The sequence below is a fragment of the Stutzerimonas tarimensis genome (genome assembly GCF_042648805.1).
GTDB classification, from domain to species: domain Bacteria; phylum Pseudomonadota; class Gammaproteobacteria; order Pseudomonadales; family Pseudomonadaceae; genus Azomonas; species Azomonas tarimensis.
The window spans coordinates 1-27,000 of sequence record NZ_JBHRXZ010000003.1 but is presented as its reverse complement, the minus strand read 5'-3'; the positions used below and the strand labels follow the sequence as shown (position 1 = coordinate 27,000).

The 27,000-nt window shown below is 63.6% G+C and carries 28 protein-coding genes; 9 read left to right on the top strand and 19 right to left on the bottom strand.

Features of this window, described 5'->3' with window-relative positions:
- From ACFOMF_RS02035 to ACFOMF_RS02025, 3 genes are read right to left on the bottom strand one after another with little or no spacing between them, the layout of a single operon-like run.
- Complete coding sequence (locus ACFOMF_RS02035) at nt 1–546, bottom strand: MotA/TolQ/ExbB proton channel family protein (RefSeq protein WP_386360721.1); 546 nt, start codon at nt 544–546, stop codon at nt 1–3.
- Nucleotides 539–1,885 carry a MotA/TolQ/ExbB proton channel family protein gene (locus ACFOMF_RS02030; RefSeq protein WP_386360719.1) on the bottom strand — a complete coding sequence of 449 codons (1,347 nt, stop codon included), beginning with the start codon at nt 1,883–1,885 and terminating at the stop codon, nt 539–541. Before ACFOMF_RS02030 ends, ACFOMF_RS02035 begins: the two co-directional genes overlap by 8 nt.
- The gene (locus ACFOMF_RS02025; protein ID WP_386360717.1) at nt 1,882–2,670 is read right to left on the bottom strand and encodes a DUF3450 domain-containing protein; all 789 of its coding nucleotides are present in this window, start codon (nt 2,668–2,670) and stop codon (nt 1,882–1,884) included. Before ACFOMF_RS02025 ends, ACFOMF_RS02030 begins: the two co-directional genes overlap by 4 nt.
- Nucleotides 2,671–2,931: 261 nt before the next feature.
- Here ACFOMF_RS02025 and ACFOMF_RS02020 point away from each other — a divergent pair, with 261 nt between their 5' ends.
- Nucleotides 2,932–3,624, top strand: coding sequence for an OmpW/AlkL family protein (locus ACFOMF_RS02020; RefSeq protein ID WP_386360715.1), 693 nt, complete (start codon nt 2,932–2,934; stop codon nt 3,622–3,624).
- 78 nt (nt 3,625–3,702) lie between these two features.
- Here the strand turns inward: ACFOMF_RS02020 and ACFOMF_RS02015 are convergent, their stop codons facing one another.
- Complete coding sequence (locus ACFOMF_RS02015; protein ID WP_386360713.1) at nt 3,703–4,638, bottom strand: NAD-dependent epimerase/dehydratase family protein; 936 nt, start codon at nt 4,636–4,638, stop codon at nt 3,703–3,705.
- Nucleotides 4,631–5,515: a sugar nucleotide-binding protein gene (locus ACFOMF_RS02010; protein ID WP_386360711.1), complete on the bottom strand. Its 885-nt coding sequence runs from the start codon at nt 5,513–5,515 to the stop codon at nt 4,631–4,633. Before ACFOMF_RS02010 ends, ACFOMF_RS02015 begins: the two co-directional genes overlap by 8 nt.
- Before the next feature lie 329 nt (nt 5,516–5,844).
- On the opposite strand from ACFOMF_RS02010, the gene wrbA reads away from it, so the two are divergent.
- From wrbA to ACFOMF_RS01995, 3 genes are all read left to right on the top strand, one after another.
- On the top strand, nt 5,845–6,441 hold the full coding sequence (gene wrbA, locus ACFOMF_RS02005; protein ID WP_386360709.1) for an NAD(P)H:quinone oxidoreductase: 597 nt from the start codon (nt 5,845–5,847) through the stop codon (nt 6,439–6,441).
- Nucleotides 6,442–6,538: 97 nt separating this feature from the next.
- On the top strand, nt 6,539–7,450 hold the full coding sequence (locus tag ACFOMF_RS02000) for an aldo/keto reductase (protein WP_386360707.1): 912 nt from the start codon (nt 6,539–6,541) through the stop codon (nt 7,448–7,450).
- Nucleotides 7,447–8,772, top strand: coding sequence for an NTP/NDP exchange transporter (locus ACFOMF_RS01995; RefSeq protein WP_386360705.1), 1,326 nt, complete (start codon nt 7,447–7,449; stop codon nt 8,770–8,772). Before ACFOMF_RS02000 ends, ACFOMF_RS01995 begins: the two co-directional genes overlap by 4 nt.
- 21 nt (nt 8,773–8,793) lie before the next feature.
- Here the strand turns inward: ACFOMF_RS01995 and ACFOMF_RS01990 are convergent, their stop codons facing one another.
- From ACFOMF_RS01990 to ACFOMF_RS01980, 3 genes are all read right to left on the bottom strand, one after another.
- Complete coding sequence (locus ACFOMF_RS01990) at nt 8,794–9,591, bottom strand: undecaprenyl-diphosphate phosphatase (RefSeq protein WP_386360703.1); 798 nt, start codon at nt 9,589–9,591, stop codon at nt 8,794–8,796.
- A gap of 127 nt (nt 9,592–9,718) precedes the next feature.
- Nucleotides 9,719–9,895, bottom strand: coding sequence for a magnesium transporter (locus ACFOMF_RS01985; protein ID WP_386361010.1), 177 nt, complete (start codon nt 9,893–9,895; stop codon nt 9,719–9,721).
- A gap of 2 nt (nt 9,896–9,897) precedes the next feature.
- Nucleotides 9,898–10,035 carry a helix-turn-helix domain-containing protein gene (locus tag ACFOMF_RS01980; protein ID WP_386360701.1) on the bottom strand — a complete coding sequence of 46 codons (138 nt, stop codon included), beginning with the start codon at nt 10,033–10,035 and terminating at the stop codon, nt 9,898–9,900.
- 23 nt (nt 10,036–10,058) lie between these two features.
- Between ACFOMF_RS01980 and tnpA the strand changes: the two genes are divergently transcribed.
- The gene (tnpA, locus tag ACFOMF_RS01975; RefSeq protein ID WP_386360699.1) at nt 10,059–10,475 is read left to right on the top strand and encodes an IS200/IS605 family transposase; all 417 of its coding nucleotides are present in this window, start codon (nt 10,059–10,061) and stop codon (nt 10,473–10,475) included.
- 18 nt (nt 10,476–10,493) lie between these two features.
- Here tnpA and ACFOMF_RS01970 read toward each other — a convergent pair whose 3' ends face one another.
- From ACFOMF_RS01970 to otsB, 5 genes are all read right to left on the bottom strand, one after another.
- A complete protein-coding gene (locus ACFOMF_RS01970) occupies nt 10,494–10,703 on the bottom strand; it encodes a hypothetical protein (protein ID WP_386360697.1) in 210 nt (69 codons plus the stop codon).
- 171 nt (nt 10,704–10,874) lie between these two features.
- Nucleotides 10,875–11,363, bottom strand: coding sequence for a single-stranded DNA-binding protein (gene ssb / locus ACFOMF_RS01965; protein WP_386360696.1), 489 nt, complete (start codon nt 11,361–11,363; stop codon nt 10,875–10,877).
- 86 nt (nt 11,364–11,449) lie between these two features.
- Entirely contained in the window at nt 11,450–12,388 is a 939-nt protein-coding gene (locus ACFOMF_RS01960; protein ID WP_386360694.1) for a DMT family transporter, read from the bottom strand.
- A gap of 84 nt (nt 12,389–12,472) precedes the next feature.
- Nucleotides 12,473–13,885: an alpha,alpha-trehalose-phosphate synthase (UDP-forming) gene (gene otsA / locus ACFOMF_RS01955; protein ID WP_386360692.1), complete on the bottom strand. Its 1,413-nt coding sequence runs from the start codon at nt 13,883–13,885 to the stop codon at nt 12,473–12,475.
- Nucleotides 13,882–14,676 carry a trehalose-phosphatase gene (otsB, locus tag ACFOMF_RS01950; protein ID WP_386360691.1) on the bottom strand — a complete coding sequence of 265 codons (795 nt, stop codon included), beginning with the start codon at nt 14,674–14,676 and terminating at the stop codon, nt 13,882–13,884. Before otsB ends, otsA begins: the two co-directional genes overlap by 4 nt.
- A gap of 143 nt (nt 14,677–14,819) precedes the next feature.
- Between otsB and ACFOMF_RS01945 the strand changes: the two genes are divergently transcribed.
- Nucleotides 14,820–15,341 carry a hypothetical protein gene (locus ACFOMF_RS01945; RefSeq protein ID WP_386360689.1) on the top strand — a complete coding sequence of 174 codons (522 nt, stop codon included), beginning with the start codon at nt 14,820–14,822 and terminating at the stop codon, nt 15,339–15,341.
- A 6-nt stretch (nt 15,342–15,347) separates the two neighbouring features.
- Here ACFOMF_RS01945 and rimI read toward each other — a convergent pair whose 3' ends face one another.
- Genes rimI through ACFOMF_RS01930 form a run of 3 tightly spaced genes read right to left on the bottom strand, consistent with a single transcriptional unit; the run spans nt 15,348 to nt 18,102 of the window.
- Nucleotides 15,348–15,800 carry a ribosomal protein S18-alanine N-acetyltransferase gene (gene rimI, locus ACFOMF_RS01940; RefSeq protein WP_386361008.1) on the bottom strand — a complete coding sequence of 151 codons (453 nt, stop codon included), beginning with the start codon at nt 15,798–15,800 and terminating at the stop codon, nt 15,348–15,350.
- A complete protein-coding gene (locus ACFOMF_RS01935; protein ID WP_386360687.1) occupies nt 15,800–16,561 on the bottom strand; it encodes an energy transducer TonB in 762 nt (253 codons plus the stop codon). Before ACFOMF_RS01935 ends, rimI begins: the two co-directional genes overlap by 1 nt.
- Nucleotides 16,558–18,102, bottom strand: coding sequence for a 2-isopropylmalate synthase (locus ACFOMF_RS01930; protein ID WP_386360685.1), 1,545 nt, complete (start codon nt 18,100–18,102; stop codon nt 16,558–16,560). Before ACFOMF_RS01930 ends, ACFOMF_RS01935 begins: the two co-directional genes overlap by 4 nt.
- Nucleotides 18,103–18,253: 151 nt before the next feature.
- On the opposite strand from ACFOMF_RS01930, the gene mksB reads away from it, so the two are divergent.
- The 3 genes from mksB (at nt 18,254) to mksF (ending at nt 23,146) form a co-directional block, all read left to right on the top strand.
- Entirely contained in the window at nt 18,254–19,492 is a 1,239-nt protein-coding gene (gene mksB / locus ACFOMF_RS01925) for an Mks condensin complex protein MksB (protein WP_386360683.1), read from the top strand.
- A gap of 124 nt (nt 19,493–19,616) precedes the next feature.
- Nucleotides 19,617–20,291 carry an Mks condensin complex protein MksE gene (gene mksE, locus ACFOMF_RS01920; RefSeq protein WP_386360681.1) on the top strand — a complete coding sequence of 225 codons (675 nt, stop codon included), beginning with the start codon at nt 19,617–19,619 and terminating at the stop codon, nt 20,289–20,291.
- Complete coding sequence (mksF, locus tag ACFOMF_RS01915; protein ID WP_386360679.1) at nt 20,288–23,146, top strand: Mks condensin complex protein MksF; 2,859 nt, start codon at nt 20,288–20,290, stop codon at nt 23,144–23,146. Before mksE ends, mksF begins: the two co-directional genes overlap by 4 nt.
- A gap of 26 nt (nt 23,147–23,172) precedes the next feature.
- Here the strand turns inward: mksF and ACFOMF_RS01910 are convergent, their stop codons facing one another.
- From ACFOMF_RS01910 to ACFOMF_RS01900, 3 genes are read right to left on the bottom strand one after another with little or no spacing between them, the layout of a single operon-like run.
- Nucleotides 23,173–25,473, bottom strand: a complete 2,301-nt coding sequence (locus ACFOMF_RS01910; RefSeq protein ID WP_386360678.1) for a PqiB family protein — start codon at nt 25,471–25,473, stop codon at nt 23,173–23,175.
- Complete coding sequence (locus ACFOMF_RS01905) at nt 25,470–26,078, bottom strand: paraquat-inducible protein A (protein ID WP_386360676.1); 609 nt, start codon at nt 26,076–26,078, stop codon at nt 25,470–25,472. The genes ACFOMF_RS01910 and ACFOMF_RS01905 overlap by 4 nt, the downstream gene beginning before the upstream one ends.
- Nucleotides 26,065–26,739: a paraquat-inducible protein A gene (locus tag ACFOMF_RS01900; RefSeq protein WP_386360674.1), complete on the bottom strand. Its 675-nt coding sequence runs from the start codon at nt 26,737–26,739 to the stop codon at nt 26,065–26,067. The genes ACFOMF_RS01905 and ACFOMF_RS01900 overlap by 14 nt, the downstream gene beginning before the upstream one ends.
- Nucleotides 26,740–27,000 lie beyond the last annotated feature (261 nt).

Here is a 27,000-nt window from a genome sequence, read left to right as displayed (position 1 = left end):
TCAATCATGACGCAGCTGGTCAGCCAGCCGCTCGAGAGACCGATGAGCGATCCGCTCGAGATGGGCCAGGCTGAAGAGGCCGCTGATAGCCAGCACCATCCCGGCCATGGTCGGCAGGGTGGCCTGCCACACGCCAGCGGCCATGCCCCTGGGATTTCCCGTGCCGCTCAAGGACAGCACGTCGAACACGGCAATCATTCCGGTCACGGTGCCGAGCAGGCCGAACAGCGGGTAAAGCGTTACCAGCGCCTTGCCAAAACGCAGTGGCGCGGCCAGTTGCTGGCGTGCCTCGGCCAGCCAGAGGCTGCGCACCGAACGCTGCCAGCCTCCGGAAAGCGGGTGCAGCCGCTCCCAGGTCTGGCGACGCGCGGCTGCCCAGCGGGGAAAGACCCGGCGCATGAACCAGAGCCGCTCGAACACCAGCGTCCAGTAGGCCACGCAGAGCACCGCCAGTGCCCACATCACCACGCCCCCGGCAGCCATGAAGTCGAGCAGCGCATAGCCGCCATCGACCAGGACCAGGCCAAAGGCGCGCAAGTCAGTCACGACGGGACGTTCCTGACAGATGCAGCGCCATCAGCCCGGCACTCTGTTGCTCCAGCAGCTGGATCAGCGCCTTGCTGCGGCTGGCCAGGAGGCTGTGCAGGAACAGCAGCGGTATTGCCACGACCAGGCCGAGCACTGTGGTGACCAGCGCCTGCGAGATGCCATCGGCCATCAATCGCGAATCGCCCCCGCCCGCCTGGGTGATCGCCTGGAAGGTGACGATCATGCCGGTCACGGTACCCAGCAGGCCAAGCAGCGGCGCCACCGCCGCGAGCAGCTTGAGCAGCCCTTGGCCGCGCTCCAGCGGCGGGGTTTCCTGCAGGATCGCTTCGTCGAGCTTGAGTTCGAGAGTTTCCAGGTCCGACAACTGAGGCTGCGGACCGAGCACACCGATCACCCGGCCGAGCGGGTTGTCATCGCGCGGAGTCGCCAACGCTTGCGCCTGGCTGGAAACCTTGCGCTGGACACCGGCCAGATAGACCAGCCGCACGACGGCCAGGGCCAGACCGACGAACCCCAGGGCGAGAATTACCCACCCCACCAGCCCCCCTTGCTGGATGCGATCCCAGAGCATGGGCTGACGCTGCAACTGCGCCAGCAGGGTACCGCGGGTGGGATCCATCGGCAGGGCGGCAAGGGCCGCGCTGCTGCGCCGGTAGTCCTCGACCTGACCGGCACCGCCCGGCTGCCGGGGCGGCGCCAGGAGCTCGCCGGTGTCGGCGTCGTAGCGCAGGAAGGTATTGCCGGCGAAGGCAGAAAAGGCCCCGACCCGCAACACCGGGGTTTCGGTGCGGCGACCGTCGCTGGCCACCACCGGCAGCGTGACCTGCTCGACACGGCCACTGGCGGCCAGGTCTTCGAGCAGGGTCATCCAGAAATCGTCGAGGTTCTCTGCCGATGGCAAGGCCCGGCTTTCCGCCAGCGCGGTGAGCCGTTGCAGGCGCTCGCGATACTGCACGTTCAGCAGACTGTCGCGCCATTGACCGGCGATGTCACCGGCGCTCTGGCGGACCACCCCGAACAGCTCACCCAGATGGCCTACCCGCTGGGCGAGTAGTTGTTCCTGCTCGCCCAGCTCGCTTTCCTGCCGGTCGAACTCAGCCTTGAGCCGCTCGGATTCAGCCTGCTGGGTGGCCAGCGCCTGCCTGGCTTCGGCCAGCAGCCGGGCCTGTTCGCTGTGGTTCTGCAAGAACGCCTGTTCGCGCTCGGCCATGGCCGAGACTTCGGCAGCGCGCTCGCTGCGGATGCGTTGCAGCAACTGGTCGGGCGTCAGGGGTTCGGCCGCCTGGGCGAGTGCCGGCAGCAGTCCGAGCAGGACAAGACACGTCAGCCGGATCATTGGTCACGCTCCTGCTGGGCAAGGGTCTTGACTGGAAGGTTCAGCAACACGGGCGCCTGTTGCTGGCGAGCGATGGCAATCGCCTGGGTGATGGGGCGACGCGCTGAGCCGTCGAGCACTTGCCAGCTCTGGGACTGGGGATTCCACCAGCCGCTTTCATGGGCATCGAGGGTCTGGTAATAGAGCATGACGCGGCCCAGTCGCAGGAACTCGACGCTGCGCGCGCCCTCCTCTCCCTCGAGCTGGCCGCGCCAGGCTTCGAGCGTACGCCCGTAATCGCTTTCGATCTGATACGCCTCGAGGATACGCCTGTACTTCTCCGCCAGGCTGACGTCCGCACGGGGCAGCAACTCCTGCAGGGTCAACAGACGATCACCGCGCTCGTGCGGCAGGAACGGCAGGTCAGCCGCGATGAATTCCTCCAGCACCTCCACCATCCGCCCCATGAGCGGGGCCACCGCTTCCTGGGTCCGCTCGATGCCGTCGAGCTGGCGCTGATAACCCTCGAGCTCCTTGCGCTGGGCCTCGGTCAACTGGCGCAGTTGCTCGTTGTAGGCCTTGAGCGCCTCGCTCTGCTGAATCGCACTGCGGTACTCCTCGAGCATCCGGCGCGCTTCGTCGTCGAGTTGCTCGACGCGAGCCTGAGAGGATCTGGCCTGCTCGGCCAGGCGCTGGCTTTCGCTCAAGGCCTCGTCAAGCGGAGCGGCATGCAGCGATAGCGTAAAGGCCAGCGCGCTGCTCGAAAGCGCCGCGCCAAACAACGCCCGCGGGGTGAAAAGGGCCATGAAGGAATCCTTTCGGCAACAACGATATGTTTAACGAGAAACATTATCAACAGCATCTTGATACAAAAGCAACCCTGTCGCGGCGACATCACGCTGACTGCCGGAAAATTTGCGCTGGATCAAAACCCCAAGCCAGACCGGTTTCGTTTATTGAGCCAAGTCAAGATCGTCCGGCCGAAGCTCCCTAAGATCGCAGCTGTCACATTCAGTACAACGTCGATCTGCAACGTCGCATTTCGAACGCATCGATGGAGCATCATTATGCGCAAGACCCTGTTCAATGCTTCCCTGCTGACCTTGGCTCTGGCCGCCCCCTTCGCCCAGGCTCACCAGGCGGGCGACCTCATCCTTCGCGCCGGTGCGATTACCGTCGATCCCCGCGAGAGCACCTCTGGCGTCCTGGTCGACCGCGGCGCACTGGCAGGCGTCAACCTGGGCGGCAAGGCGACACTGGACAGCGACACCCAGCTGGGCCTGAACTTCGCGTACATGGTGACTGACCACGTCGGTATCGAGCTGCTGGCCGCCACCCCGTTCAGCCATAGCGTTGGCATCAAGAACGCTGCCCTTGGGGCCGCCAACGGTAAGCTGGGCTCGCTGAAACACCTGCCGCCAACCCTGAGCGCCGTGTACTACCCCATGCAGAGCGGATCGGCCTTCCAACCCTATGTGGGCGCCGGCATCAACTACACCTGGTTCTTCGACGAGAGCGTCAGCAGCGGCGCCCGCGACGCTGGCTTCAGCAATTTCCGTGTCAAGAACTCCTGGGGCTGGGCCGCCCAGGTGGGCATGGACTACATGCTGACCGACCAGATCATGCTCAACGCCCAGGTTCGCTACATCGATATCGACACCCAGGCTTACGTCGATCATGACGGTCTGGGCGTACGTGCCCGGGTAGACGTAGACGTCAAGCCATGGGTCTACATGGTCGGTCTGGGCTACAAGTTCTGATCGAACCGCCCGCGCGGAAAAAAGGCGCCTCCTCAGCGCCTTTTTTTCATGCCTGCGATTTGTCCTGAAACGGACAATTCACGGTCCCGACAGCGCCATCAGACGCGCAAGCCCCTCTTTCATCGGCATCGGCGCTGCGAGTTGGAAGCGCTGCAGCAGTCGCCGGTTGTCCGCGCGCGAATGCCTGATATCGCCAGCTCGCGCCGCCAGGTAAGTTACAGGCGGAAGGGGTCCCAACAGCTCGCCCACAGCCGACAGCAACTGGTTCAGGCTGACGGACTGCCCGAGCCCCAGATTCACCGGCCCCGCTTCCAGGGTTGGCGCTTCCAGGGCCTGGACCAGCACTGCAACCAGATCAGCCACGAAAACGAAGTCCCGGGTCTGCTCGCCATCGCCGAATACGGTGATCGGCAAGCCGCTGCGGGCCCGTTCGGCGAAGATACTGATCACGCCTGAATATGGCGAAGAAGGATCCTGGCGCGGCCCATAGATGTTGAAGAAGCGGAACACCGCCGGCTCCAGGCCATGCTGGCGGCGGTAGAAATCCAGATAGTGCTCGCTGGCCAGCTTGTCCACCGCATAAGGCGTCAGGGGCGCAGCAGGTGTGTTTTCGCCGACGGCTCGGCCCTCGCCATTGTTGCCGTAGACTGCGGCACTGGAGGCGAACACCACCCGCTTCACTCCCTCATTGCGCATGGCTTCGCACAGGTTCAGGGTGCCTATCAGGTTGCTCCGGTGGGTACCCAGCGGGTCCTCCACCGACGCCTGGACCGAGGCGACCGCGGCGAGATGGACCACTGCACGGCAGCCCCGTACCGCCTCGCGCGCGAGCTCGCTATCGGCCACGTCGCCGACGCGCAATTCCAGCCGCGGATGCTCAGGCAGGTTGGCGCGCTTGCCTGTCGACAGATTGTCCAGCACGCGCACCGCGCAGCCGCGCGCCAGCAGCGCGTCGACCAGAGTGGAGCCGATGAAGCCGGCGCCACCGGTGACAAGGATCGGGGAATCAGGCATGTCGGTAGTATCGATCCAGGAGACTTGGCAATCCGGCACGCCAGGCGCGCGGCTTGATGCCGAAGGTATTGAAGATCTTCTTGCAAGCCAGCACACCGTGCTGCGGCTCGCTGGCGGCATCGGCCAGCGCGGCGTGGCCACGCGCCACCAGCGTCTGAGTCAGGGGCCGGCGGAAATGTTGCGCCTCGCTGAGAATTGCCTGCCCGACCACCAGCGGTGTGGCCGCCTCATGTCCACCGTAATGGTAGGTACCCCATAGAGGCGCCTGACAATCGAGCTGCTTCAGCACCGACAGAATCACCCGCGCCGCATCGTCCACCAACGTCGGGTTGCTGCGCCGGTCGTCCGCCAGCACCAGTTCGTCCTCGCCCTCGAGCCGCTGCAGGAAACGACCAAGCAGACCATCGGCACTGTCATCGAGCAACCAGCCGAAACGCAGCATGACATGGCGGGGACAACGAGCGCGCACGCTCTGCTCGGTACGCCAGAGCAGCTGGCCACGCAGGTCGAGTGGCGCCGTTTCGTCCTTTTCACTGTAGGCCGTGGTGCGGCTGCCATCGAACACGCGGTAGCTCGAGGGTTGCAGGAGGATCAGACCATAGTGCTGGCAGAGCTCCGCAAGGCGCTCCACTGCCAGCTCCTGGCTCGCCAGCCGCACCGGGTCCGCGCGCCCGGCCTGGAACCAATCGTAATAATAGGCCAGGTTGATCACCACATCGGGACGCTGCTCGTCCAGCAACTGGGTCAGACTGGGCACGTCCCAGCCCTGCGTCGGGGGGCGCGGCGCGAGAAACCCGATGTCTTCCTCGGCTCCGAGGCGAATCAGCGCCTGACCCAGGGCATTACCACCACCCAACAGCATCAGGCGCATACGCATCGCTGGAAAGGTCCTTGAGGTTCTGCGGCTGCATGTCTTGTGGCCCGCCGCGATCGGCCAAGTGCCGCAGTGTAAGAAGAAAGCCCGCCGGACTACAACCGTACACCGCAAGCGCCACCCGCTGCCGCTGCCGCACAGGCTTCACCCGCACCGCCTCGAGACATCTATCGAGGCGACCGATCGGTGCCTTCGGATAATTGGTTCGCTTCATCGAGAAAATGGAACCAGCATGTCGCCGTCGAGGGTCACAAGACATCGTCGACTGGCCACAGGGCCAGACCAGTGCATCGACGTTCATCGAATCCGCGCATCTTCAACAGGAGGACCCTATGGTCAAGATACTCGTGCTGTTCCACTCCATGTATGGCCACATCGAAACCATGGCCGAGACGGTAGCCGCAGGCGCCCGCGAAGTCGAAGGCGTCGAGGTGACCGTCAAACGCGTTCCAGAGACGATGCCTGAAGAAGCCTTCAAGGCCGCCGGAGGCAAGGCACTGACCGCGCCGGTCGCGACCCCGGCGGAACTGGCCGACTATGACGGCATCATCATCGGCACGCCGACCCGCTTCGGCAACATGTCCGGCCAGATGCGCAATTTCCTCGACCAGACCGGCGGGCTCTGGGTCAAGGGCGCTCTCTCCGGCAAGGTTGCCAGCGTGTTCACCTCGACCGGCACCGGGGGAGGTCAGGAAATGACCATCACCACCAGCTGGACCACCCTCGCCCACCACGGAATGATCATCGTGCCCCTGGGCTATGGCACGCCGGAGTTCTTTGATATCTCCAGCAACAGCGGCGGCACGCCTTACGGGGCCTCGACCATCGCCGGTGGCGACGGCTCGCGCCAGCCTGACGATCGCGAACTGGCCATTGCCCGTTATCAGGGCAGGCATGTGGCCCAGGTCACGCTCAAGCTCAAGGGCTGACCGGGAGCAGAACCCGAGAGCCCGGAGCGATCGCCGGGCATCTCGTCGACAAGCTGTCATACTCAGGGCTGGCTTTCAGGCAGCATCAGGAGGATTCATGCAGACGCGTCGACAGTTTCTCCAGCACATGGCCACGCTGGCAGCCATGGCCTCGCTCTATCCGGCCACCGGCTGGGGCGCCGAACAGGACTTGCTCCAGCGACCGATTCCATCAACCGGGGAACAGCTTCCGGTTATAGGGCTGGGAACCTCTCGGACCTTCAACGTCCCCCTGACCGACGAACCCCTGCAACCCCTGCTGCAGGTCATGCGTCACTTCACCGAAGGTGGTGCTTCGCTGATCGACACCTCGCCGAGCTACGGCAATGCCGAGCGGGTCACCGGCGAGCTGGCCAGGAGGCTCGAGGTCGGCGAGCAGATCTTTTACGCGACCAAGATTTCCACCATGGGCCAGGCTGCGGGCCAGAAGCAGGTGGAGACGAGCTTCGAGGTACTTGGCACCGACCAGATCGACCTGATCCAGGTACACAACCTGCAGGACACCGCCAATCATCTCGCCTATCTGCGCGAACTCAAGCAGGAAGGCCGGATACGCTATGTCGGCGTTACCCATTACCTCGACTCGGCCCACGGCGCCCTACTCGAGGTGCTGAAGGAAGAGCCGGTGGACTTTGTCCAGTTCAATTACTCGGTGGCCTCGCGCAACGCAGAAAAGCAACTGCTTCCCTACTGCCGCGACAACGGGATCGCCACCCTGATCAATCGCCCCTTCCTGCGCGGTGAGTTGTTCGACAAGGTGCGCGACGAGCCCTTGCCCGGCTTCGCCGAGGAGCTGGGCGCCACATCCTGGGCGCAACTGATGCTGAAATTCATCCTGGCCGAGCCGGCGGTCACGGCGATCATTCCCGCTACGTCGAATCCCCGCTATATGCTCGACAATCTCATGGCAGGGCGTGGCCCCTTGCCTGACGCAGCCCAGCGCGAGCAGATCGACCGGATGTTCCGTTGATCCCAGGTGGATCCACGCGATCCACGCATCTGGCGGGCCTGATCAACGCCAGGCCAGGTGAAGTGGCCGCCGCGCTGTCCGGCTTCGGTTTGTTTTTCTGTCTGTTCGCCGGCTATTTCATGCTGCGACCGATCCGCGAGTCGATGGGCATCGCCGCGGGGGTGGAGAATCTTCAGTGGCTGTTTACCGGCACCTTCGTGGTCATGCTGCTGGCGGTGCCGCTGTTTGCCTGGCTCAGCTCGAGGGTGGCGCGGGCACATTTCGTGGACTGGGTGTACGGTTTCTTCTGCCTCAACCTCTTGTTGTTTTCTGCACTTTTTGTTGCCCAAGGCGACAATCCCTGGCTTGCCCGCGTCTTCTATATCTGGATCTCGGTCTACAACCTGTTCGTGGTGTCGGTGGCCTGGAGCCTGATGGCGGATGTGTTCGATTCGCGCCAGGCCAAACGGCTGTTCGCTTTTATCGCTGCTGGGGCGAGTGTCGGTGGCCTGACCGGCCCGGCGTTGAGCGCGCTGCTGGTGGAGTTGGTGAGCGAGGCCGGGCTGATATTGCTGGCCGCGGCGTTGTTGGGCGCTGCGCTATTGCTCAAGCGCCACCTGATGAGCTGGCGAGCGCTGGGGGGCGCCGGCCGGCCAGGCGCGCCGCCCAGCGAACCCACGCACAAGCCTGTGCCAGGCAACCCGTTCAGTGGGCTGACCCGGGTGCTAGGGTCGCGATATCTGATGGGCATCACCGCTTTTGTCATTCTGCTGGCGACCGTCAGTACCTTCCTCTATTTCGAGCAGGCGCGCCTGGTGGCCGAACTGTTTCCTGACCGGGCACAGCAGATCCGGGTGTTTGGCACCATCGACTTCGTGGTACAGGCCGGCGCGCTGCTGTCACAACTCTTCCTGACCGGTCGTGTGGCCCAGCATCTGGGTATTCGTCCCCTTTTGGCCGTTGTGCCCATTCTCATGTGCGTCGGCTTCATCGGGCTGGCACTGGTTCCGACCTTCGCGGTGCTGGCCGGACTGATGATCGTCCGCCGCATCGGTGAGTACGCCTTCGTCCGCCCAGGCCGGGAGATGCTCTTCGCGCCACTGGATGCCGAAAGCAAGTACAAGGCAAAGAACTTCATCGATACCGTGGTCTATCGCGGCGGTGACGCGCTCAGCGGCTGGGCCAAAGCGCTGCTCGATATGCTCGGGCATGGCGCCTGGCTGCCCGCCCTGGTGGGCGCGGCCTGTGCCGCGCTATGGGGCGTGCTGGGCTGGCACCTCGGTGGCAGGGCCGATGGGCAACAACGCCCTGCTGGCAGCGAACCGGACGACCGGCATTGCTGAGGCCGGCCTGTCAGGTCAGGTCTAGTAGAAAATCCACAGCAAGGCGATGCCCAGGATGATTCGGTAGATCACGAACGGCTGCATGCCGATGCGCTTGATGAACACCAGAAAGTAATGGATGCACAGGTAGGCACTGATGCCCGAGAGCACCACGCCGGCAATCATCGCGCCCCAGTCAACCGCTTCCTCGGCACGCGCCAGGCCATAGCTCTCCAGCGCGCAGGCGAGGACGATCACCGGGATCGACAGCAGGAAGGAAAAGCGCGCCGAGGCTTCTCGGGACAGGCCAAGCATCAGCGCCGCGGTCATGGTCACCCCCGAACGCGAAACCCCGGGGAACAGGGCCAACGCCTGGGCCAGACCGATCAGCATAATGTCCTTCCAATTCATCCCCTGGACCTCGCGAGCGCCGCGGTGGCGCCAGTCGGCCCAGCCCAGCAGCAGGCCAAAGATGATCAGGCCCATCGAAATCCAGACGGGCGAACGCAGGACGGTTTCGATCACATCCCTGAACAGCAGCGCGGCCAGGCCCACCGGGATGGTCGCCAGGATCACTCCCCAGGCGAGCCGGGCGTCTGCGTCAAGCTGACGCGTGGTCACAGAACGCACCCAACTGCCGGTCATGTTGAAAATGTCATGACGGAAATAGATCAGGACAGCGGCAAGGCTGCCGAGGTGCAGCGCCACATCGAAGGCCAGACCCTGGTCGTCCCAGTCGGTGAGCACAGGAACGAGGATGAGGTGGGCGGAGCTCGAGACGGGAAGAAATTCGGTGACGCCCTGGACGATCGCCAGTACAACTATCTGCAGCCAATCCATCGGTGGATATCCATTACAGGTTGATACGTCGGCCCGGACGATTCAGAGCAAGCGAAACCGCTGCGACCGGACCGCTCCAATTGACCGTTTCAGACACTGTTCGTTCGTCTGCACGAGCACGGCACGATCATACCGGTAGTCCAAGCACAGCGGTGGCAATCCCGAAATACACCAGCACCCCGCAGGCATCGGCCATGGAGGTCACCACCGGCGCTGAGGCGGTGGCAGGGTCCAGCTTCAGGCGACTAAGCAGGAACGGCAGGCACATGCCGATGAGGCTACCGGCGATCACCACGATGACCATGCTCAACGCCACCACCAGGGCGAGTCCGCCCCGCCCCGAACGGCCCCATTGAATACGAACCGGCACGAGCCGGCGAAGCGGCGCATCTGCTGCTCGCCGGTCGGCATCAGTTCGTATTTGAAGGCTTGGAGTCGCTGCATGCCCAGCACTATACTCTTGGTCTATGAGCCTTGAAAACGATATCAGACGCGGTAGACACTGCGTCTTCCTGATGCATGTCCACTTGGTCTTCGTGACGAAATATCGGCGCGAGGTCTTCACCCAAGCCATTCTCGACGACCTTCGCGTCGTCTTCGCCAGCGTATGCGCCGACTTTGAAGCGGAACTGGTTGAGTTCGATGGCGAGGATGACCATGTGCACCTGCTGGTGAACTATCCGCCGAAGGTGGCCATCTCCAACCTCGTGAACAGCCTGAAAGGCGTCTCCAGTCGCATGATCCGCAGGAAAAATTACCCCAGCATCCGCAAAAAGCTGTGGGGCGGCGCGCTGTGGTCGCCCAGCTACTTCGCCGGCAGCTGCGGAGGTGCGCCCATCGAAGTCATCCGCCAGTACATCGAACAGCAGCAGACGCCTCATTAAAGGCAAAACCGGGGACGGCTACGCCGTCCGCGCTATCCTTCCCCGCCCTGAGGGGCGAGGTTTACCGCGCACTGGATCAAGCAGCTCGAGGATGCCCTGCCCCGAGAGCCCATCGTGGTGCACATAGTCGGCCAGATCGGCCGGGCGCAACTCGTTGACGGCCAGCCGTACGGCCTGGTCGTCCTGCTGGGAAAGCGCGTCACGCAGGGATTCGCTGGAGGAACCCATTGGCATACTCCTTTAGCCAGGCGCCAAGGGGCCGCAGCGGCCCGGGGACCCGTGAAACGGCTGCTGACGGTCAGACCGACTCCGCCCCGGTTCTATCCATGAAAAACCCCGGCGCTCTTTCGAGGCCGGGGTCGGTGGGCAGCGATGCAACCTCGCCCGAAGGCGTTCGACCTAGAACGGGATGTCGTCGTCGAAGCTGTCGTAGTCCGGTGCAGGCTGTTGCGCCGCCGGCTGCTGGCGTGGAGGCTGCTGGCGCGGCTCACGCTGCGGACGCGGCTGCTGGCTCTGGCGCGGCGCATCATCGCTGCCGCCACGCCCGCCGAGCAGCTGCATGCTGCCACCCATATCCACCACGATCTCGGTGGTATAGCGGTCCTGGCCACCTTGGTCCTGCCACTTGCGGGTCTGCAGCCGGCCCTCGACGTACACTTGGGAACCCTTGCGCAGGTACTCGCCAGCGATCTCCGCGACCTTGCCAAAAAACACCACGCGGTGCCATTCGGTGCGTTCCTGCAACTGCCCGGTCTGCTTGTCCTTCCAGCTGTCTGAAGTGGCGAGGGTGATGTTCGTCACCGCATTGCCGTTGGGCAGGTAGCGGGTTTCCGGATCGCCGCCGACATTGCCGAGCAGGATGACTTTGTTCACCCCTCTACTGGCCATGGGTAACTCCTTTTGTCAGAGATAGATTGGCGCGCATGTTAACGCAGTCGCCCAAGGCGGGCCAACGACGCGATCACCCTGCCGCGCTATCGTCCAGCCAATTTCGAGGTTAGCAACAATCCCAGCAGGATGAAGCCACCACCGATCCAATGGAACGCCTGCAGTGACTCCTCCAGCAGCATCCAGCCAAGAATGGCCGTGAACAATGGCATCAGGTAATTGGTCATCGAGGCCTTTGCAGCACCGACTGCCCGCACGCCTCGATTCCAGCCAAGATAAGCCAGCAACGAGGCGAAAACCGCCGTGTAGGCGATGGCTCCGAGATTGGCCGGACTGGTCTCGAAGCCGCCGGTGCGCGCCAATTCCAGAAGGTACAGCGGCAGCAGGAACGGCAGACCCAGCGCGATCAGCACGCACAGCAGCGCAAGGGTCGGCATTTCCAGGTAACCGTGCCAGCGCCTCAGCAGCACGGTGTACAAGGCCCAGAGGCTGATCGCCAACAGCATGATCAGGTCGCCGGCGAAGAATTGCAGCGAGGCGAGCCGCGCCCAACTGCCCTGGCTGATCAGGTACAGCAAGCCAACTGCCGCCACCAGCAGGCCCAGCCAGGCCCGCCGTGCAGGCCATTCGCCGAGCAGTACCCCGGTACCGATGAACGCCACCAGCGGCAGACAGGTGTTGAGCAATGAAATATTGATGGCTTCGGTACTTTGCGCAGCCAGGTACAGCAGCGTGTTGAAACTGGTGATGGCGAACAGCGCAAGCACCAGCAACCGCCATCCGGCACGACGAAACGCAGCGCGGTGGCGCCAGACATTGACGCCGGCGAGGGGAAGCAGGATCACCAGCGCCAGGCTCCAGCGCCAGAAAGCCAGGGCGAATGGCGGAATGGCTTCGTGAAAGGCCCTCGCGACCAGCGCATTGCCGCTCCAGCAGAGCACGGCAGTCAGCAGGCCGGCCCAGGCCAGCCAGGGAAATGCCCGGGCCGGAGCGGGCTGCGCAACGCATATGTCAGGATTGTTCAAGAGGCGTCTCGGTCTGGGCGAAGCGAAGTGCCGTCGCCCGGCAGGCGGGCGCCGGCGAAAGCGGCGCCCGAAGCATAATGCAGATCAGGAAGAAGCAAAAACGCGGTCAGGCTTTACCATTTTCGGTCGGGAACTGAACGCCTTGAGATCCCGCAGGAAGTTATCCCGCCAGGCATCCAGATCGCAACGTCGGATAGCTCGCATCATGTGCTCGTAGCGGTCCTTGCGCTCGGCCAGCGGCATGCGCAGGGCTCGGTCCAGCGCCTCGGCCATGCCGACACAATCGTATGGGTTGACGATCAGCGCCGAGGTCAGCTCGCTGGCAGCGCCAGCGAAACGGGACAACACCAGCACGCCGGGATTGTCGGGGTCCTGGGCGGCCACATATTCCTTGGCAACCAGGTTCATGCCATCGCGCAACGGAGTGACGAAGCCCACCTCCGCGCGATGGAACAACCCCATCAGTACACGACGGTCATGGCTCTTGTTCAGATAGTGCAGCGGCGTCCAGTCAAGATCGGCCAGGCGGCCGTTGATATGCCCCGCCTCGCTCTCCAACTGGTGACGAATGGCCTGATAGGTCTTTACATCCGAGCGCGAGGTGGGCGCGATCTGGATGAACTCGACGTTGCGCCGATGCTCGGGAAAGCGGTCCAGAAACTGCTCGTAGGCATGAAAACGCTCGACCAGCCCCTTGGAGTAGTCCAGACGGTCGACGCTGATGATGGTCTTGCGAAGATCACCCGCGCGGTTGCGACCCACTAGCTGGCGCCGCATCTTATAGGATTCGGCGACGTGGCGAATCTCGTCCGGCACCACGCCAATCGGGTACACCCCGGCACGGAAGTTCTGCCCGTAGGCGGTCAGGCTGCCGTCACGTTCTATGACTCCGCGCACCTCACGGGTGATGTAGTCCTGGAACGCCAGTTTGTCGGTTTCGGTCTGAAATCCTATCAGGTCGTAATAGCACAGCGTCTTGAGCAGGTCGTTATGCGGCGGGATCGCGGTCAGGATCTCGGGCGCCGGAAACGGAATATGCAGAAAAAATCCGATCCGGTTGCGAATGCCCTGCATCCTGCAGGCCTCAGCGAAGGGAATCAGGTGATAGTCGTGAATCCAGACAATGTCATCGGGTTTCAGCAGCGGTTTGAGCTGTTCGGCCAGCATGGCATTCACGCGCCGGTATCCCTCGTACTCCTCCCGGCTGTAGCGAGCCAAGTCGATGCGGTAATGGAATATCGGCCAGAGCGTCGCGTTGGAAAAGCCCCGGTAATACTGATCGTAATCAAGCTTCGTCAGGGCAAGGGTGACATAGGTGATATTCCCGACCGTTTCGCTACGCACCTGTGGATGCGCGTTCACCTCCCCGTTCCAGCCAAACCAGATTCCACCGGCCTGGCGCAACGCATCATAGACACCCACGGCCAGACCACCTGCCGCGACCTTACCCTCTTTGATGGGGGCGACTCGATTAGAAACCACAACTAGACGGCTCATGGCGATCCCTTCGATTCTTGTAAGAAGTGAGAAGCGGGCGGGGGATCGAAAAGCGCCGTGAGCACTTCGGCCAACCAACGATGGACATCCTTGACGGAGTCCAGACGCCAATTGGCCAAAGTATCGCCCTGGCCTACCTTGATCGACAGGCCGCCCAACCGGTTGACTACCCCAAACCCGGCCTCGTCGGTGAGGTCGTCACCGATGAAGACAGGTAGCCGTCCGGCAAAGGGCGGCTCCTCCAAGAACGCGCTGATCGCCTCTCCCTTGCTAGCACCGCGCGGTTTGAGTTCATACACGCACTTGCCCGGCTGCAGCACCAGGGCCTCTTCGTAGCGCGTCGCAAATTCCTGCGCGAGGGCACTGGCGTTCGGCTGCAGCTCAGGCGCTTCACGATAGTGCAGCGCAAAGGCAATGCCCTTGTTCTCGAGGCGCAGGCCGGGAAAACGCGAACACTGATCGGCCAGCTCATGGCGGATCTGCGCCATCAGCTCGAGATCGACGTTCAGGAGGCTGGTCTGTCCATCGATGTGACGGCGCTCGGCTCCGTGCACTCCTGCCGCTGGCAACTGAAGCGGCGACAGCAACTGATCAAGCTGCTCTATCGGACGCCCCGACACTACCGCAACGGGAACTCCGGCGGCCTGCAGTTGGCCAAGGGCGTCAATGGCGGACGCGGGAATAAACACCTGCTCTGGACGGGGCTGCAGCTCAGCCAGCGTTCCGTCGACATCGAAGAAAAAACTGCAGCGCCGAGCGTCGGGCGCGTGGGGAGCGTGTTGATCGGTCATGTCTGGTCAGACTCCCTAAGACCCACCGAGGTTCTGCTTTTTTACGGTGCGTCTGTCAGTTGGGTAGCCCCGGAACAGGGCTGAATCTTCACGAAAGGGCCAGGTCACAGCCTGTACGAGTGTAGTTACTTTCGAGGTGCACAATGACTGACCGCCCCCGCCGCACACCGACCGAAATCGACGACACCGAGGACCGTATGGGCTCGGTGCATCCGCTGGATTTCGACGAGAGCCAGGATGAACGCAGCGGCCGCGTCGGCGACCCCTTGCCCGAGGATGAAGTCGAAGATCTTTTTCCCACCGAACGTGCCGAGCGCGCTGGAATGTCAGCCGGGGAAACGCCCGATGGCGAGCCCGGCATGGACGATCTTGCACCGGAGGTGCTGATACCCGAGGACGGCGCCCGCTCCCCTAGCGAGCGCGGACATGGCGAGCCAGCCGACCAGTTGCTCAGCGAAGTGGACGAAGCGGATGCCGGGCTGAGCTCCGGGCTTGACGAAGCCGAGCAGGCGCGCATCGATCCGCTGGATGGCCAGCCTTGGGATGGCGCCGAGGAGCCCGCCGAAAGTGATGCCCTGGAAGAGGACGATACCCTGCTGTCTGACGAAGAGCTGGAAGGCGATGCTCCGCTGGACTCGGCGCGTTACCGCAAGCCGGACGCCTGAACTGGATTACTCTTCCAGCGAGCAGGCCATTACCAGGGCATCTTCGCGACCACCGACACCGGGATAATAGTCCCGGCGCCGGCCGATCTCGTTGAATCCATAGCGTTCGTAGAGCCGGTAAGCACCGACGTTGCTGGCTCTCACCTCAAGAAAGCATTCCCGCGCATTGCGTGCCCGAGCACGCTGCATCAGGAAATCCAGCAATTGAAAACCCAACCCGCGCCCCTGGCTCGGCGGTGTGACGGTGATGTTCAGCAGGTGCGCCTCATCGAGCACCACCTGGAGCACGCCGTGGCCTACCTGCTGCTCGCCCACGCAGAGGACCCAGCATTCATAGCTCTTGAGACTGTCGAGAAAGATCCCTCGGGTCCAGGGGTGACTGAAGGCAGCAAACTCGATCTTCAGTACCTGATCGAGGTTCGCCTCGCTCATCGGGTGAAAACTCAGCGCTGATTCCATCAAGGCGTCATCCATCGCGAAAGGCTCCTGCGCAAGGCCCGCCAGAGTTCGGCCTTCAGCTCGGGCTGCTCCATCAACAGCTCGAGTCCCGGCAGCGCCAAGGCAGCCCCGAACGGCTCGACACGCACCTCGCGGTTATGGGCATCGGCCGCCAACTCGGCGGCGAACTGGAGCGCCGGGGAACCGATGAGCCAGAGGCAGGCGAAATCCGCCTCCTCGCGCGCCGCGGCAATCACCCCTTGCACATAGTCCCTTGCTGCTTCACTACCCTGCTCCAGATTGCCCCGGTTGAGCAATGGCCAGCGGATCGGCTCACCGTCGCCGACCTGCTGCGGCTTGTCGGGCAGCCGGGCGGCGCGCAACAGATCCTTGAGCAGCAGATAAGCCGGGTCCCGGCTCTGGAAGGCATCGCCGGTCGGCAGTTCGACCACCAGCAGGCAGGCACCGGCGCGCAGCAACTGCAGCGCGAAACGCGGCACCTTCTGGGGCGCAGGCGCAGCGGTCGACTCCTCTCGCCGAGCGGGCTCCTCGGTCTTGCCCGCCGCCGCGAGCGCGATCCTTGGCCGGAGCGCGACCTGTGCTGCGGCAGGCCTGGCCACCCGTGCCTCGACTTCCGCTACCGGTGGGGGCTCCGGCTCATCAGGCTCGGGAGCCACCCAGGGCGCCCGAGCAGGCGCGGCAAAGGGCAGCTCACCGCGCGGCAACCAGCAGTCGACCTGCATCGCGCCCAGATAGGCGCGACGCCGTTCCTCGCTGATCACACCCCGTCGACCTGGGGATTGGCCTTGGCACTGACCTGCATCAGGTTGAGCGCGTTGACATAAGCCTTCGCCGACGCCACCAAAATGTCGGTATCCGCCCCGTTGCCGTTGACGATGCGTCCGCCACGCTCCAGCCGGACCGTGACCTCGCCCTGTGAGTCGGTGCCCTGGGTGATCGCATTGACCGAATAGAGCAACAGGGTTGCCCCGGAATCCACTACCCGCTCGATGGCCTTGAAGGTCGCATCGACCGGACCAGACCCCTCGGCCGAAGTCTCCAGGGTCTGGCCATCGATACTGAGCGACAGTCTTGCCTGGGGCGCGACGCCGGTGCGGCTGGAGACCTCCATGCCGAGCAGCTTGAAGTGCTCCGGTGCCTCTTCGGCGAGGGTATCGGTCACCAGTGCCTGCAGGTCTTCATCAAAGATCTCGTGCTTCTTGTCGGCCAGGTCCTTGAAGCGGGCAAAGGCAGCGTTGAGTTCCTCTGCACCGAGCAGAATGCCCAGTTCCTCGAGCCGCGAGCGGAAGGCGTTGCGTCCGGACAACTTGCCCAGCGAGAGCTTGTTGGTATGCCAGCCGACGTCCTGTGCCCGCATGATCTCGTAGGTTTCCCGGTGCTTGAGCACCCCGTCCTGGTGGATCCCGGACTCATGGGCAAAGGCATTGGCACCGACGATCGCCTTGTTTGGCTGCACCGGAAAGCCGGTAATGCCCGACACCAGCCGCGACGCCGCCAGGATATGCGGCGTGTCGATGTTGGTGTGCAGCTGCAGCAGGTCCTGGCGGGTCTTGATCGCCATGACGATCTCTTCCAGCGAGGCATTGCCGGCTCGCTCGCCAAGCCCGTTGATGGTGCACTCCACCTGCCGGGCGCCAGCCACCACCGCCGCCAGCGAGTTGGCCACGGCCAGGCCGAGGTCATTGTGGCAATGCACCGAGAACACCGCCTTGTCGGCGTTGGGGATGCGCTGGAGCAAGGCCGCGATGGTCTCGCCGAACTGATGCGGGATGGCGTAGCCGACCGTGTCCGGAATGTTGATCGTGCGGGCACCCGCATCGATGGCCGCCTCGATGATCCGGCAGAGAAAGTCGATTTCCGAGCGGCCGGCGTCCTCGCAGGAGAACTCCACGTCGCCGCACAGGCTGCGGGCTTTCCTGACAGCCTTGACCGCCTGCTCGATCACCTGGTCGGGCTGCATGCGCAGCTTGTGCTGCATGTGGATCGGGCTGGTGGCGATAAAGGTATGGATGCGCCCGGAATTGGCCCCGGCCAGCGCCTCGGCGGCGCGCTCGATATCAGCGTCCAGTGCGCGCGACAGGCTGCACACGGTGCTGTCCTTGATATGGTCGGCAATCGCCTTCACCGCGGCAAAATCACCAGGACTGGCAATGGCGAAGCCCGCCTCGATCACATCCACCTTGAGGCGCTCGAGCGCCTTGGCAATGCGCAGCTTTTCCTCGCCGGTCATCGAGGCGCCGGGGCTTTGCTCACCATCGCGCAAGGTGGTATCGAAAATGATGACGCGGTCACTGCTGCTCATGTCTGGCGCTCCAGCTATCAGGGCGGAATAGTGGAATTGTGGCAGGGAAAGCGGCTGAGCGGGAAGTCGCGTGCTGCGCCGGCAATCGTTTCGGCCTGATGGCCACCGGCTGCCTTGGGGTACAATTCGCCTTTTTTCCAGCGCCCCTCTGATGATTGATCCCAAACGCGTCCTGCGTGCCCTGGCCGAACACTGGTCCTTTCTCGAGCCGCTCTGCGAACGCTTCGATAGCGGCACCCTGAGTTTGATCGAACTGCGCGCTCAGGTCGCCGGCGCGATGCCAGGCAGCAGCCCGACCGAGGTGACTGCACTGCTCGACCTGTGGATCCGGCTGGACATCCTGGTGCCGGTCGCCAAGAGCCCCAACCGTTTCGAGCTCAACGCACAGATCCATGATTTCCTTGCCTATCTGCGCCGTGAGCATCGCCTCGGTCTGTGTCTCGAAATCGAGGCTTATTTGCGCCACCTGGAACGTCTGGCCGGACACATACAGGACGCTTTCGAGATCCGCGACAGCCAGGATCTGGCGCGCCAGCTGCGCTTGCTGGACATGCGCGTACGTGACGTCTTGAAGAAGCTCGACAATGATGAGCAGGCCCTGCTCAGGGTCGCCGAGCGGGCCAAGACCAGCGATCGCCAGATCCCGCTGCGCCAGCGCTACGCCGAGGTGCTGGCGACCTGGGACGAATATGTCGAGCCGATGATTGCGCTGGTCGCGGCCGAAGGTGCCTTCGAGCAGGGCGTGCGCCGGGTCGAACAGGTCTTGCTCAGGTTGTTGAATGAGCAATCGCGACTTGGCCAGCTCGTCGACGACGACCTGCTCCTGCGTACCCATGCGCGCATTCTGGAGATGCAGACTACTGCCCAGCTGACCCTGCGCGGGGCCCGCGAACTGCTGCTGCCACTGCGAGAAGAAGCGCGCCGGCACAACGCCGTGACCCGTGGTGCCGCGCTGGCGCTGTCGGCCATCCGCAAGCGTGGACTGGACGCCGTGCCGCAGGCCTCGCTGCCATTGTTCACCCGCCCACAAGGCACCTTTCTTGGCAGCGCCTCGCAGGTCGAGGCCTATGTATACGCCCTTGCCCGCTTCGAATCCAAGCCTGCTCAGTTTCCCACGGCAGAAGGCAAGCGCACGGGGCAATCAAGCGTGGCGCCCCGTACCGCCCGCGAAATGCTGTCGCGCTGCGAGCAGGCACTGCCTCTACCGGACCTGATGGCCTGGCTGCTGGAGCAGGAGCCGGAGGGTGCCACCGACGAACTGCTCTACTGGTTTTCGCGGCTGTCGCGTGACGGCCGCTTCCAGCGCGAACGACTCGAACGCCGCGAATACCTGACCCGGGAGCACCGGGTCGACCTCGCCTCCTACGCGCTGGCGGGCCGGCCCGAATGAGTGACCCGACAGGGTGGCAACGCTTCGCTTGTCCACCCCTGGCCACACCGAATCACTCGGCGGGAAAGTTCGCCGTTTTCCGCGGGGCGGCCATCCGCCCTACGACTGCCTGTGAGCTACACGCATGAACATAGACCTCAAGGAAATGCCCCAGCTTGCGTCCATCTTCCGCGAGCTTTTGAAGGGTTTCCACGTCAGTCGCCGTGATCCGGAACTCTACGCCCAGCTGTCCAACCTGCAGGACGCGTATCGAGCGCTGTTCAAGGCGCTGGGCTTCGAACTGGTCTGCGACACCCGCGGCTTCTACTACTTTGTCCCTGAACAGATGGGGGCGCAGGTGAACAAGACCGCCCAGCGCCTGGCGCTGTTCACCTTCATCCTTGTCGAGCACCTGGCCGACCAGGGCCGCGACCCGCTGGCGGTGCTCGATGGCGGCAGCCTGGGACGTGACGAGCTGCCGGCGCTCCTGGACAAGTACCGAGACCTGTTCCTGCAGGCCGAGGTGGAAAGCCAGGAGGAGCTGGAGGAGAAGATCCTGCGCCGCCTGACCCAGCTCGGTTTTGCCGCCGAGGAAGCCGGCGTCTACCGCTTCCTGCCGCCGATGCACCGTTTCCTCGATGTCTGCCTCTCGGTGCAGCAGGACCGTGACCTCGCCGCCGCGCTGCACAGCGATCTGCCCTTGCCGGCGCCGGTGCTGGCCGACGAGCCGGAGGAGATCCGACCCTCGGTTGTCCAGGATGAATCCGAGGAACAGGCCCTGGCCCGCGCCATCGCCGAAGAACAGGAGCTTGACGCATGACCCGGGAACGCTACGGCATCCGCCGCTTCGCGCTGCTCAACACCGCCGGCTACAGCCTGGGCCTGTTCCCGCTGGAGACGCCGCTATCGGTCTATGGTGCCAACAACCTCGGCAAGTCGGCGTCTATCAATGCGCTGCAGTTTCCGATACTGGCGCGCATGTCCGACATGAGCTTTGGCAAGTACAGCCTGGAACAATCGCGGCGTTTCTACTTCGCCAGCGACACCAGTTACATCCTGGTGGAACTGGCGCTCGCCCATGGCCCCCATGTCATCGGCGTGGCGGGCCGTGGACCGGGCGGCGGCTTTGGCCATCAGTTCTTTGCCTATCGCGGCAAGCTGGACCTTGACCATTACCAGCGCGGAGGCAGTTGCCTGCGCCAGCGCGAGCTGTTCGCCAATCTCGAGCGCCAGGGCATCAAGGCCCATGAAGTGAAACCCGAGGAACTGAGGCGCCTGCTGATGGGCGGGCACACCGCCATCCCGCTGGACCTGACCCTGATTCCCCTGCGATCCACCAGTGAGCAGAGTCTCAAGACCTTTCGCGCCCTCTTCATCAACCTGCTGCACATGCGGGAAATCACCGCTGCGAAGCTCAAGCAATTGTTTCTCGACGCCTTCGAGCACAGCCTGCGCTCAGGAAGCGTCGACTACATTGCCGCTACCGAGGAAGCCTTTCGTGACGTCAGGCGCATGGAGCAGGACTACCAGGCCCTGGTCGCCGCCGGCCCGCTGATCGAGGCGCTGGCCTCAGGGGTCGCCCAGCGCGACCTGCTGCGCGGTAAACTGCATCGCCTTTCGCCACTGCTCGACGCCCTGCTCGGCGCCTGGCAGGACTATGCCGGCGCGCGCAGGGAGGAGCTGGTGATCCAGGCCGAGCATTACCGCCGCGAGCAGGACGGCCTGCAGCAGGAACAGCGCAGCTCGACCTCCGAGCTGATGCGCCTGGAGCGGGAGATCAGCGAAACCCAGCGCTGGCTGGGCGAACTGGCGGTGCTGAAGAATCGTTTTGCACTGGTCGACGACGTACAGGTGCTGGAGCAGCAGCTGCTGGCAGCCAAGGACGTCCACGACGAGCTGGCCGGTGCGCTGGCTCAGTCCCGGCAGTTCTCCAGCGGGGACCTGGACGAGCGCGTGCGTGACCTGGAACAGCGGCTGAAATCGGTCAAGCAGCAGCTCGACCACGCCGACAACAATAGCTACTCCCGCCTGCGCGAAGCGTTTTCCCAGCAGGATGTCGATCGCCTGATGCGGCTGTTCAACGGCCAGCTGTTCAGCCTGCCCCTGGTCGACAAGAGCGGCGAAAAAGGCATCCAGGCCGAGGGCGACAACTGGGTAGGTGCAGTCGAGGCCGTACTCAGTAGATTCAAAGGTGACCGCTTCGAGGTGCCGGGACTGTCCGTCGACCTGTCCGGCATCGAACCACCGGAGCCGCAGGCGCTGGCCGACCGCACCGCCCTGCTCGACCAGAAGGATCGCCTCGACCGCGAGCTCAAGCAGCTCAAGGCCCAGCAGGCGGTGACCGCCGACCGCGCGGCCAGCAAGACCCAGGCCGAGGCGTTCTACCGACAGGTGCTCGATGCACAGAAGGCTCTGGAAGACTTCCGCCGCTGCCAGACCCTGGCCGCCCAGGAAGCCGCCAGGCTGGAGCAACTGGCCGAAGCCGAAGCCGCGCAGGACGAACTGAAGCGCGCCAGCGACGCCTTTACCGAGCGCGTGCAGCAGATCTCCGCCAAGCTGCAACTGGTGGGCCGCCAACTGGCCGACCTCGAAGCCAAGGAGCGCACCCTGGAAGACGCCCTGCGCCGTCGCCAGTTGCTGCCTGCCAGCCTGCCCTTCGGCACCCCGTGCATGGACCCGATGGACGACTCGCTGGACAACCTCCTGCCGCTGCTCAACGACTATCAGGACACTTGGCAGGCGCTGCAGCGCATGGACGGGCAGATCGAGGCGCTCTATGCCCAGGTGCGCCTGAAAGGGGTGGCCAAATTCGACAATGAGGACGACCCCGAGCGGCGCGCGCAGCTGTTGGTCAACGCCTACGCCCACCGCCAGGACGAAGCCCTGACCCTGGCCAAGGCGCGTCGCGCGGCGGTCACCGACATCGCCCGCACATTGCGCAACATTCGCAACGACTACGACAGCCTCGAGCATCAACTGGCGATGTTCAATCGCGAGATCAACAAGCGCCAGGTATCCAACCTGCAAAGCTTCCGCATCGCCCTGTCACCCAATCGCGAGGCGCTCAAGCATATCGACCAGATCATCCACAGCGCAGGTCAGTACGAACAGGGCGAGACCCTGTCGGTGTTCGATTTCGGCCAGAGCGACGACCGTGACGCCCGCAACGAACAGGCCAAGGAATACCTGGCCCGCCTGGTCGCGGCCAACAATAACCAGCTTGGCTTGCGCGATCTTTTCGAGCTGGCCTTTGAACTCACCAAGGTGGGCGGCCAACCGGTGATCCATACCGACATCGACGGTGCCGCCTCCAATGGCACCACCATGACCATCAAGGCGCTGACCAACATGTACCTGCTGCTGCATCTGATGGATCGAGAGCAGGCCGGACGCATCCGCCTGCCCTACTATCTGGACGAGGCGGCCGACATCGACGAGCGCAACCAGCAGGCCCTGATCGAGACCAGCCTGCAGCTCGGCTTCGTGCCGATTCTCGCCTCGGTGAAGCCCCAGGTGTCCGCCGAAGTCGCCATCGATCTGGAGGGGGGCAGCGGCCCTGACGGGATCTACATCGACGAGGCGGACTGGAAATTCATCCGTCGTCGGCAGGCGCCAGCCGAGCCCGGCTCTGGCGAGCAACACAGCGAGCCAGCAGTCACCCCGGTCATGTCTTGAAGGAGTGGGTCCCGTTCGCGGCGGGACTACTCGCCATTCCCCACCCGGATCTTCGGGGCCCAGTCGAGCCACTCGTCCCTGGCCTCGCGAAACAGCGCGAAGGTCTGCCCCGATAGCGCGCGATTACCCATCTGATCCCCCTCCGGGGTCGCAAAGGCGATACCGCCTTCGATCAGGGATTCCAGCGACTCGGTGCGCAGCCGAGCGCCCTTGAGCAGGCTGATGTCGACACCGATGCCACTGGTTTCCCAGAAACGGCTCCCCGTGTGCACCAGCGTGGCATAAGCCGGCTCAATCAGAGCGCGAATGAGCACCCGGTCGCCATTGGGGCCGAGCGCATGGCCCACCACCCGGCCAACCACCACCCCGCGATAGGTCACCGAATTCCCAACCTTGATCGAACCCAGACGGGCGGCACTGAGGGTCAGTCTCAAGCCCTCGCCCTCTGGCTCCACAGGCGCCTGTGCAAGGCCGGTGAAGTCCTTCGCGGCCGTCGCGCCAGGCTTTCCAGGCCGGACTTCCAGATAAGGCCCAGTCACCAGGGTGTCGAGATTGGCGGTTCGCATAAGGCCCAGCTCGGGGCGCACCACCCAGAACTGGCTGTCCGCACGGGTGACCGCCTCCACCGCCTCGCTGATACGCACCCCCAGCGTCACCGCCTGCAAGTCCTCGGTGAGCGCCACGCTCTCCACCTTGCCCACCTCGATGCCGCGGAAACGAATGGGCGTGCCAACTGACAGGCCATCACCGCGTGCGACCCGAATGCTGATAGGCTCGCCCTGACGCAACGCTGCATCGCGGTCCCGATGCAGGGTGTAACGCTCGACGCGCCGTCCCTCTCCAGCCAGCGGGTCGGGCGTCTCGAAGGCGATGCCGCCTGCCAGCAAGCTCTGCAAGGATTCACTGCGCACTTCGATTCCGGACAGCCCTCCGGAAACCGACACCCCGCTGGCATTCCAGAAGCGTGTCGAGCTGTTGACCAAGCTCTCGTAGGGCGGCTCGATATGCACGCCCACTACTACACGCTGTTGATCGCGTGAAAACTGATAGCTCTGCACAGAACCTACCCTGATCTGCCGATGCAGTACGGGACTCCCGACGTCGAGAGAGCCCAGGCTGTCGGTCAGGAGCACCAGATGCTTGCCCGGGGCCCGAATATCCAAAGGCGGAGCCTTGGTCCTGGCGTCAAAATCGCGCTTGCTGGGCGCATCGCGCTCGCCAGGCCGGATCGCAATGAAGTTGCCCTTGACCAAGGCTTCGAGACCATTGATCCCAGCCAGCGATACCGAAGGCTTTACCACCCAGAAGTCGGTACCTTCCACGAGCGACCCTTCCATCATCGGGTCCATGGTGAGCTCCGCCGTGGCGCCCGCGAGGTCCGGATCGACACCTAAGGTCTTGAGGGTTCCCACCTGCATGCCCTTGTACATCACGGGCGTGCGCCCTGCCTGCAGACCTTCGAAGTCGGTCAGGCGTACCAGCGTCTTGATCCCGGTCTGGGCCGCCTCGAAATCCTCGTACAGCCGGAAGGGGAACACCGGATCGGTGGGCGGACTATCCTTGCGATGCTCGGGAGTGGCAAAGGCGATGCCACCCGCAACGATGCTGGAGAGCGATTCGGTACGGATCTTCAGCCCGGACAAGCCGGCGTCTACCGTGATACCGGAGGCGTTCCAGAAGCGGGTGTGCTTGCGCACCAGTGATGCGTAAGCCGGCTCGACGACGATCTTGACCTCGATGGTGCGCTGATCCTCGCCAAGGAGGTACTGCTTCACCTGGCCAACCTGAATCTGCTTGTAAAAGACCGGACTTCCACGGCTCAGTGAACCGAGTCGATCAGCCTTGAGCGTGAGGTGAAGGCCCGGGGTACGATCGGACAGGGGCGGCTCCTCGGCCAGCGCTGTGAACTCCCGCGCCGGCTCGCCGTCTCCCGGACTGACGCCGATGTAGTTTCCGGAAACCAGCGTTTCCAGGCCACTGATACCCGCAAGGGTAACGCTCGGCCGGACCAGCCAGAAGCGCGTGTTCTCCCGCAGATACGCCTCCGTTTCCCGGTTCATCTGGAGCGTTGCCACTACCCCGCCCGCCGGCCCGTCATCCAGCGCAAGGTCACGTACCGCGCCGATCGACATGCCCTTGTAGACGACCTGGGTCTTGCCGACCTCGATTCCTTCGCCGCTTTCGAAGTGCAACTGGATCTGGATACCCCGCTCGGCATAGGCCTGCCATGCCAGCCAGGCGCCGATCAGCAGGGCAATGAGCGGAAGCACCCAGATGGCGGACCAGTTGGAGGAAGGACGCGTGTCGGCGACCGGCAGATCACTCATGGGGACTCCGTGTTGTCCCAGATCAGTCTGGGATCGAAAGTGAGGGCGGCGAGCATTGTCAGGATCACCACGGCGGCAAAGGCCACAGCGCCGAAGCCTGCCTCGACGCTTGCGATACTGCCGAAGTTGACGACGGCAACAAGAATGGCGATCACGAAGATATCGAGCATCGACCACCTGCCGATCCACTCGATGAAGCGAAACATGAGTATCCGCTGCCGAGGAGACAGGCGCTGACGGCGCTGGACCGATACCAGCAGCAGGGCGATCCCCACGAGCTTGAAGGTCGGCACCAGGATACTGGCGATAAACACCACCGCAGCGATCGGCAGCATGCCGTGCTGAGCCAGCGCCACGACGCCCGTGATGATGGTGTCCGGGCTACCTCGACCGAACGAGCGGAGGGTCATGATCGGCAGGAGGTTTGCGGGCAGGTAGAGCAGCACGGCTGTGATCAGCAACGCCCAGGTCTTGGCGATACTGGCAGGCCTGCGGGGATGGATATGCGCGCCGCAACGAAGACAACGCTGCCCCTGTGGACGCACGAGACGATTGAGCTGATGACACTCATGGCAGAGGACCAGACCTGCATCAAGCGCGCGCATGGGGATCCGACAACGCTTCCCAGATCTGTTGAGGAGACATGATCACCTCCAGCCACAGCTGGACCAACAGCAACGCCACAAAGCAGAGCAGACCAAACCCGAGGCCCAGCTCGGCCATACCCTTGAGCTTGATGATGGAGACCAGGATGCCCAGGAGATAGACCTCCAGCATCCCCCAGACCCGCATATGGTGGTAGCTACGATAAAGGAACAGCCCGTACCGCCTGCCTTGGCCGGTGCGGATACTCAACAGTACAGCGAGCTGGCACAGCAGTTTCAGCAAAGGCACCGCCATGCTGCAGAGAAAAACGATCAGCGCTATGCCCCGCATATTGCTCTGGTAAAGGCTGATCACCCCACTCCACACCGTTTCATAGGTCGTTCGACCCAGCAGGCTGAGCTGCATGATCGGCAGAAAATTGGCTGGAATGAACAACAAGAGTGCCGCAATCACCAGAGCCAGGCTGCGCTCGACAATCCGGGAATGCGCCGCGAACAGTTGATAGCCACAGCGCGGACATTGCGCCTTCTGGCCGGGACTCAGCATGGGCTTGGCCATCAGCAAATCGCACTCGGGGCAGGCTGCGAGCTGCTCAAGAGGCGGTAGTGGCGAAAGCACAGGGGGATTGGGGGCGGGGCCGGACCCGGCATTGCATTGCATCGGAACTGTTCAAGCCAAAACGCTAGTGTAGACGAGTTGGCATTAATTCTCCGCGCCGTTCGCCGGATCACGGTTTCATGTGGTCGCACCCGTTAGAAGAAGGGGGGGCTCCAAGAATTCGATCAGGCAACCGGCTCAGTGCTTGGCTATGCGTGAATCGTCGACGGGACTGGAATTTGGTGCGGCGCAGCCCTGTTTTCCCCTGCTTGGCCGTAGGGGAGCACTGGCGGCATCGGCAGCATCTGTTTTTCCGAGCCCAAA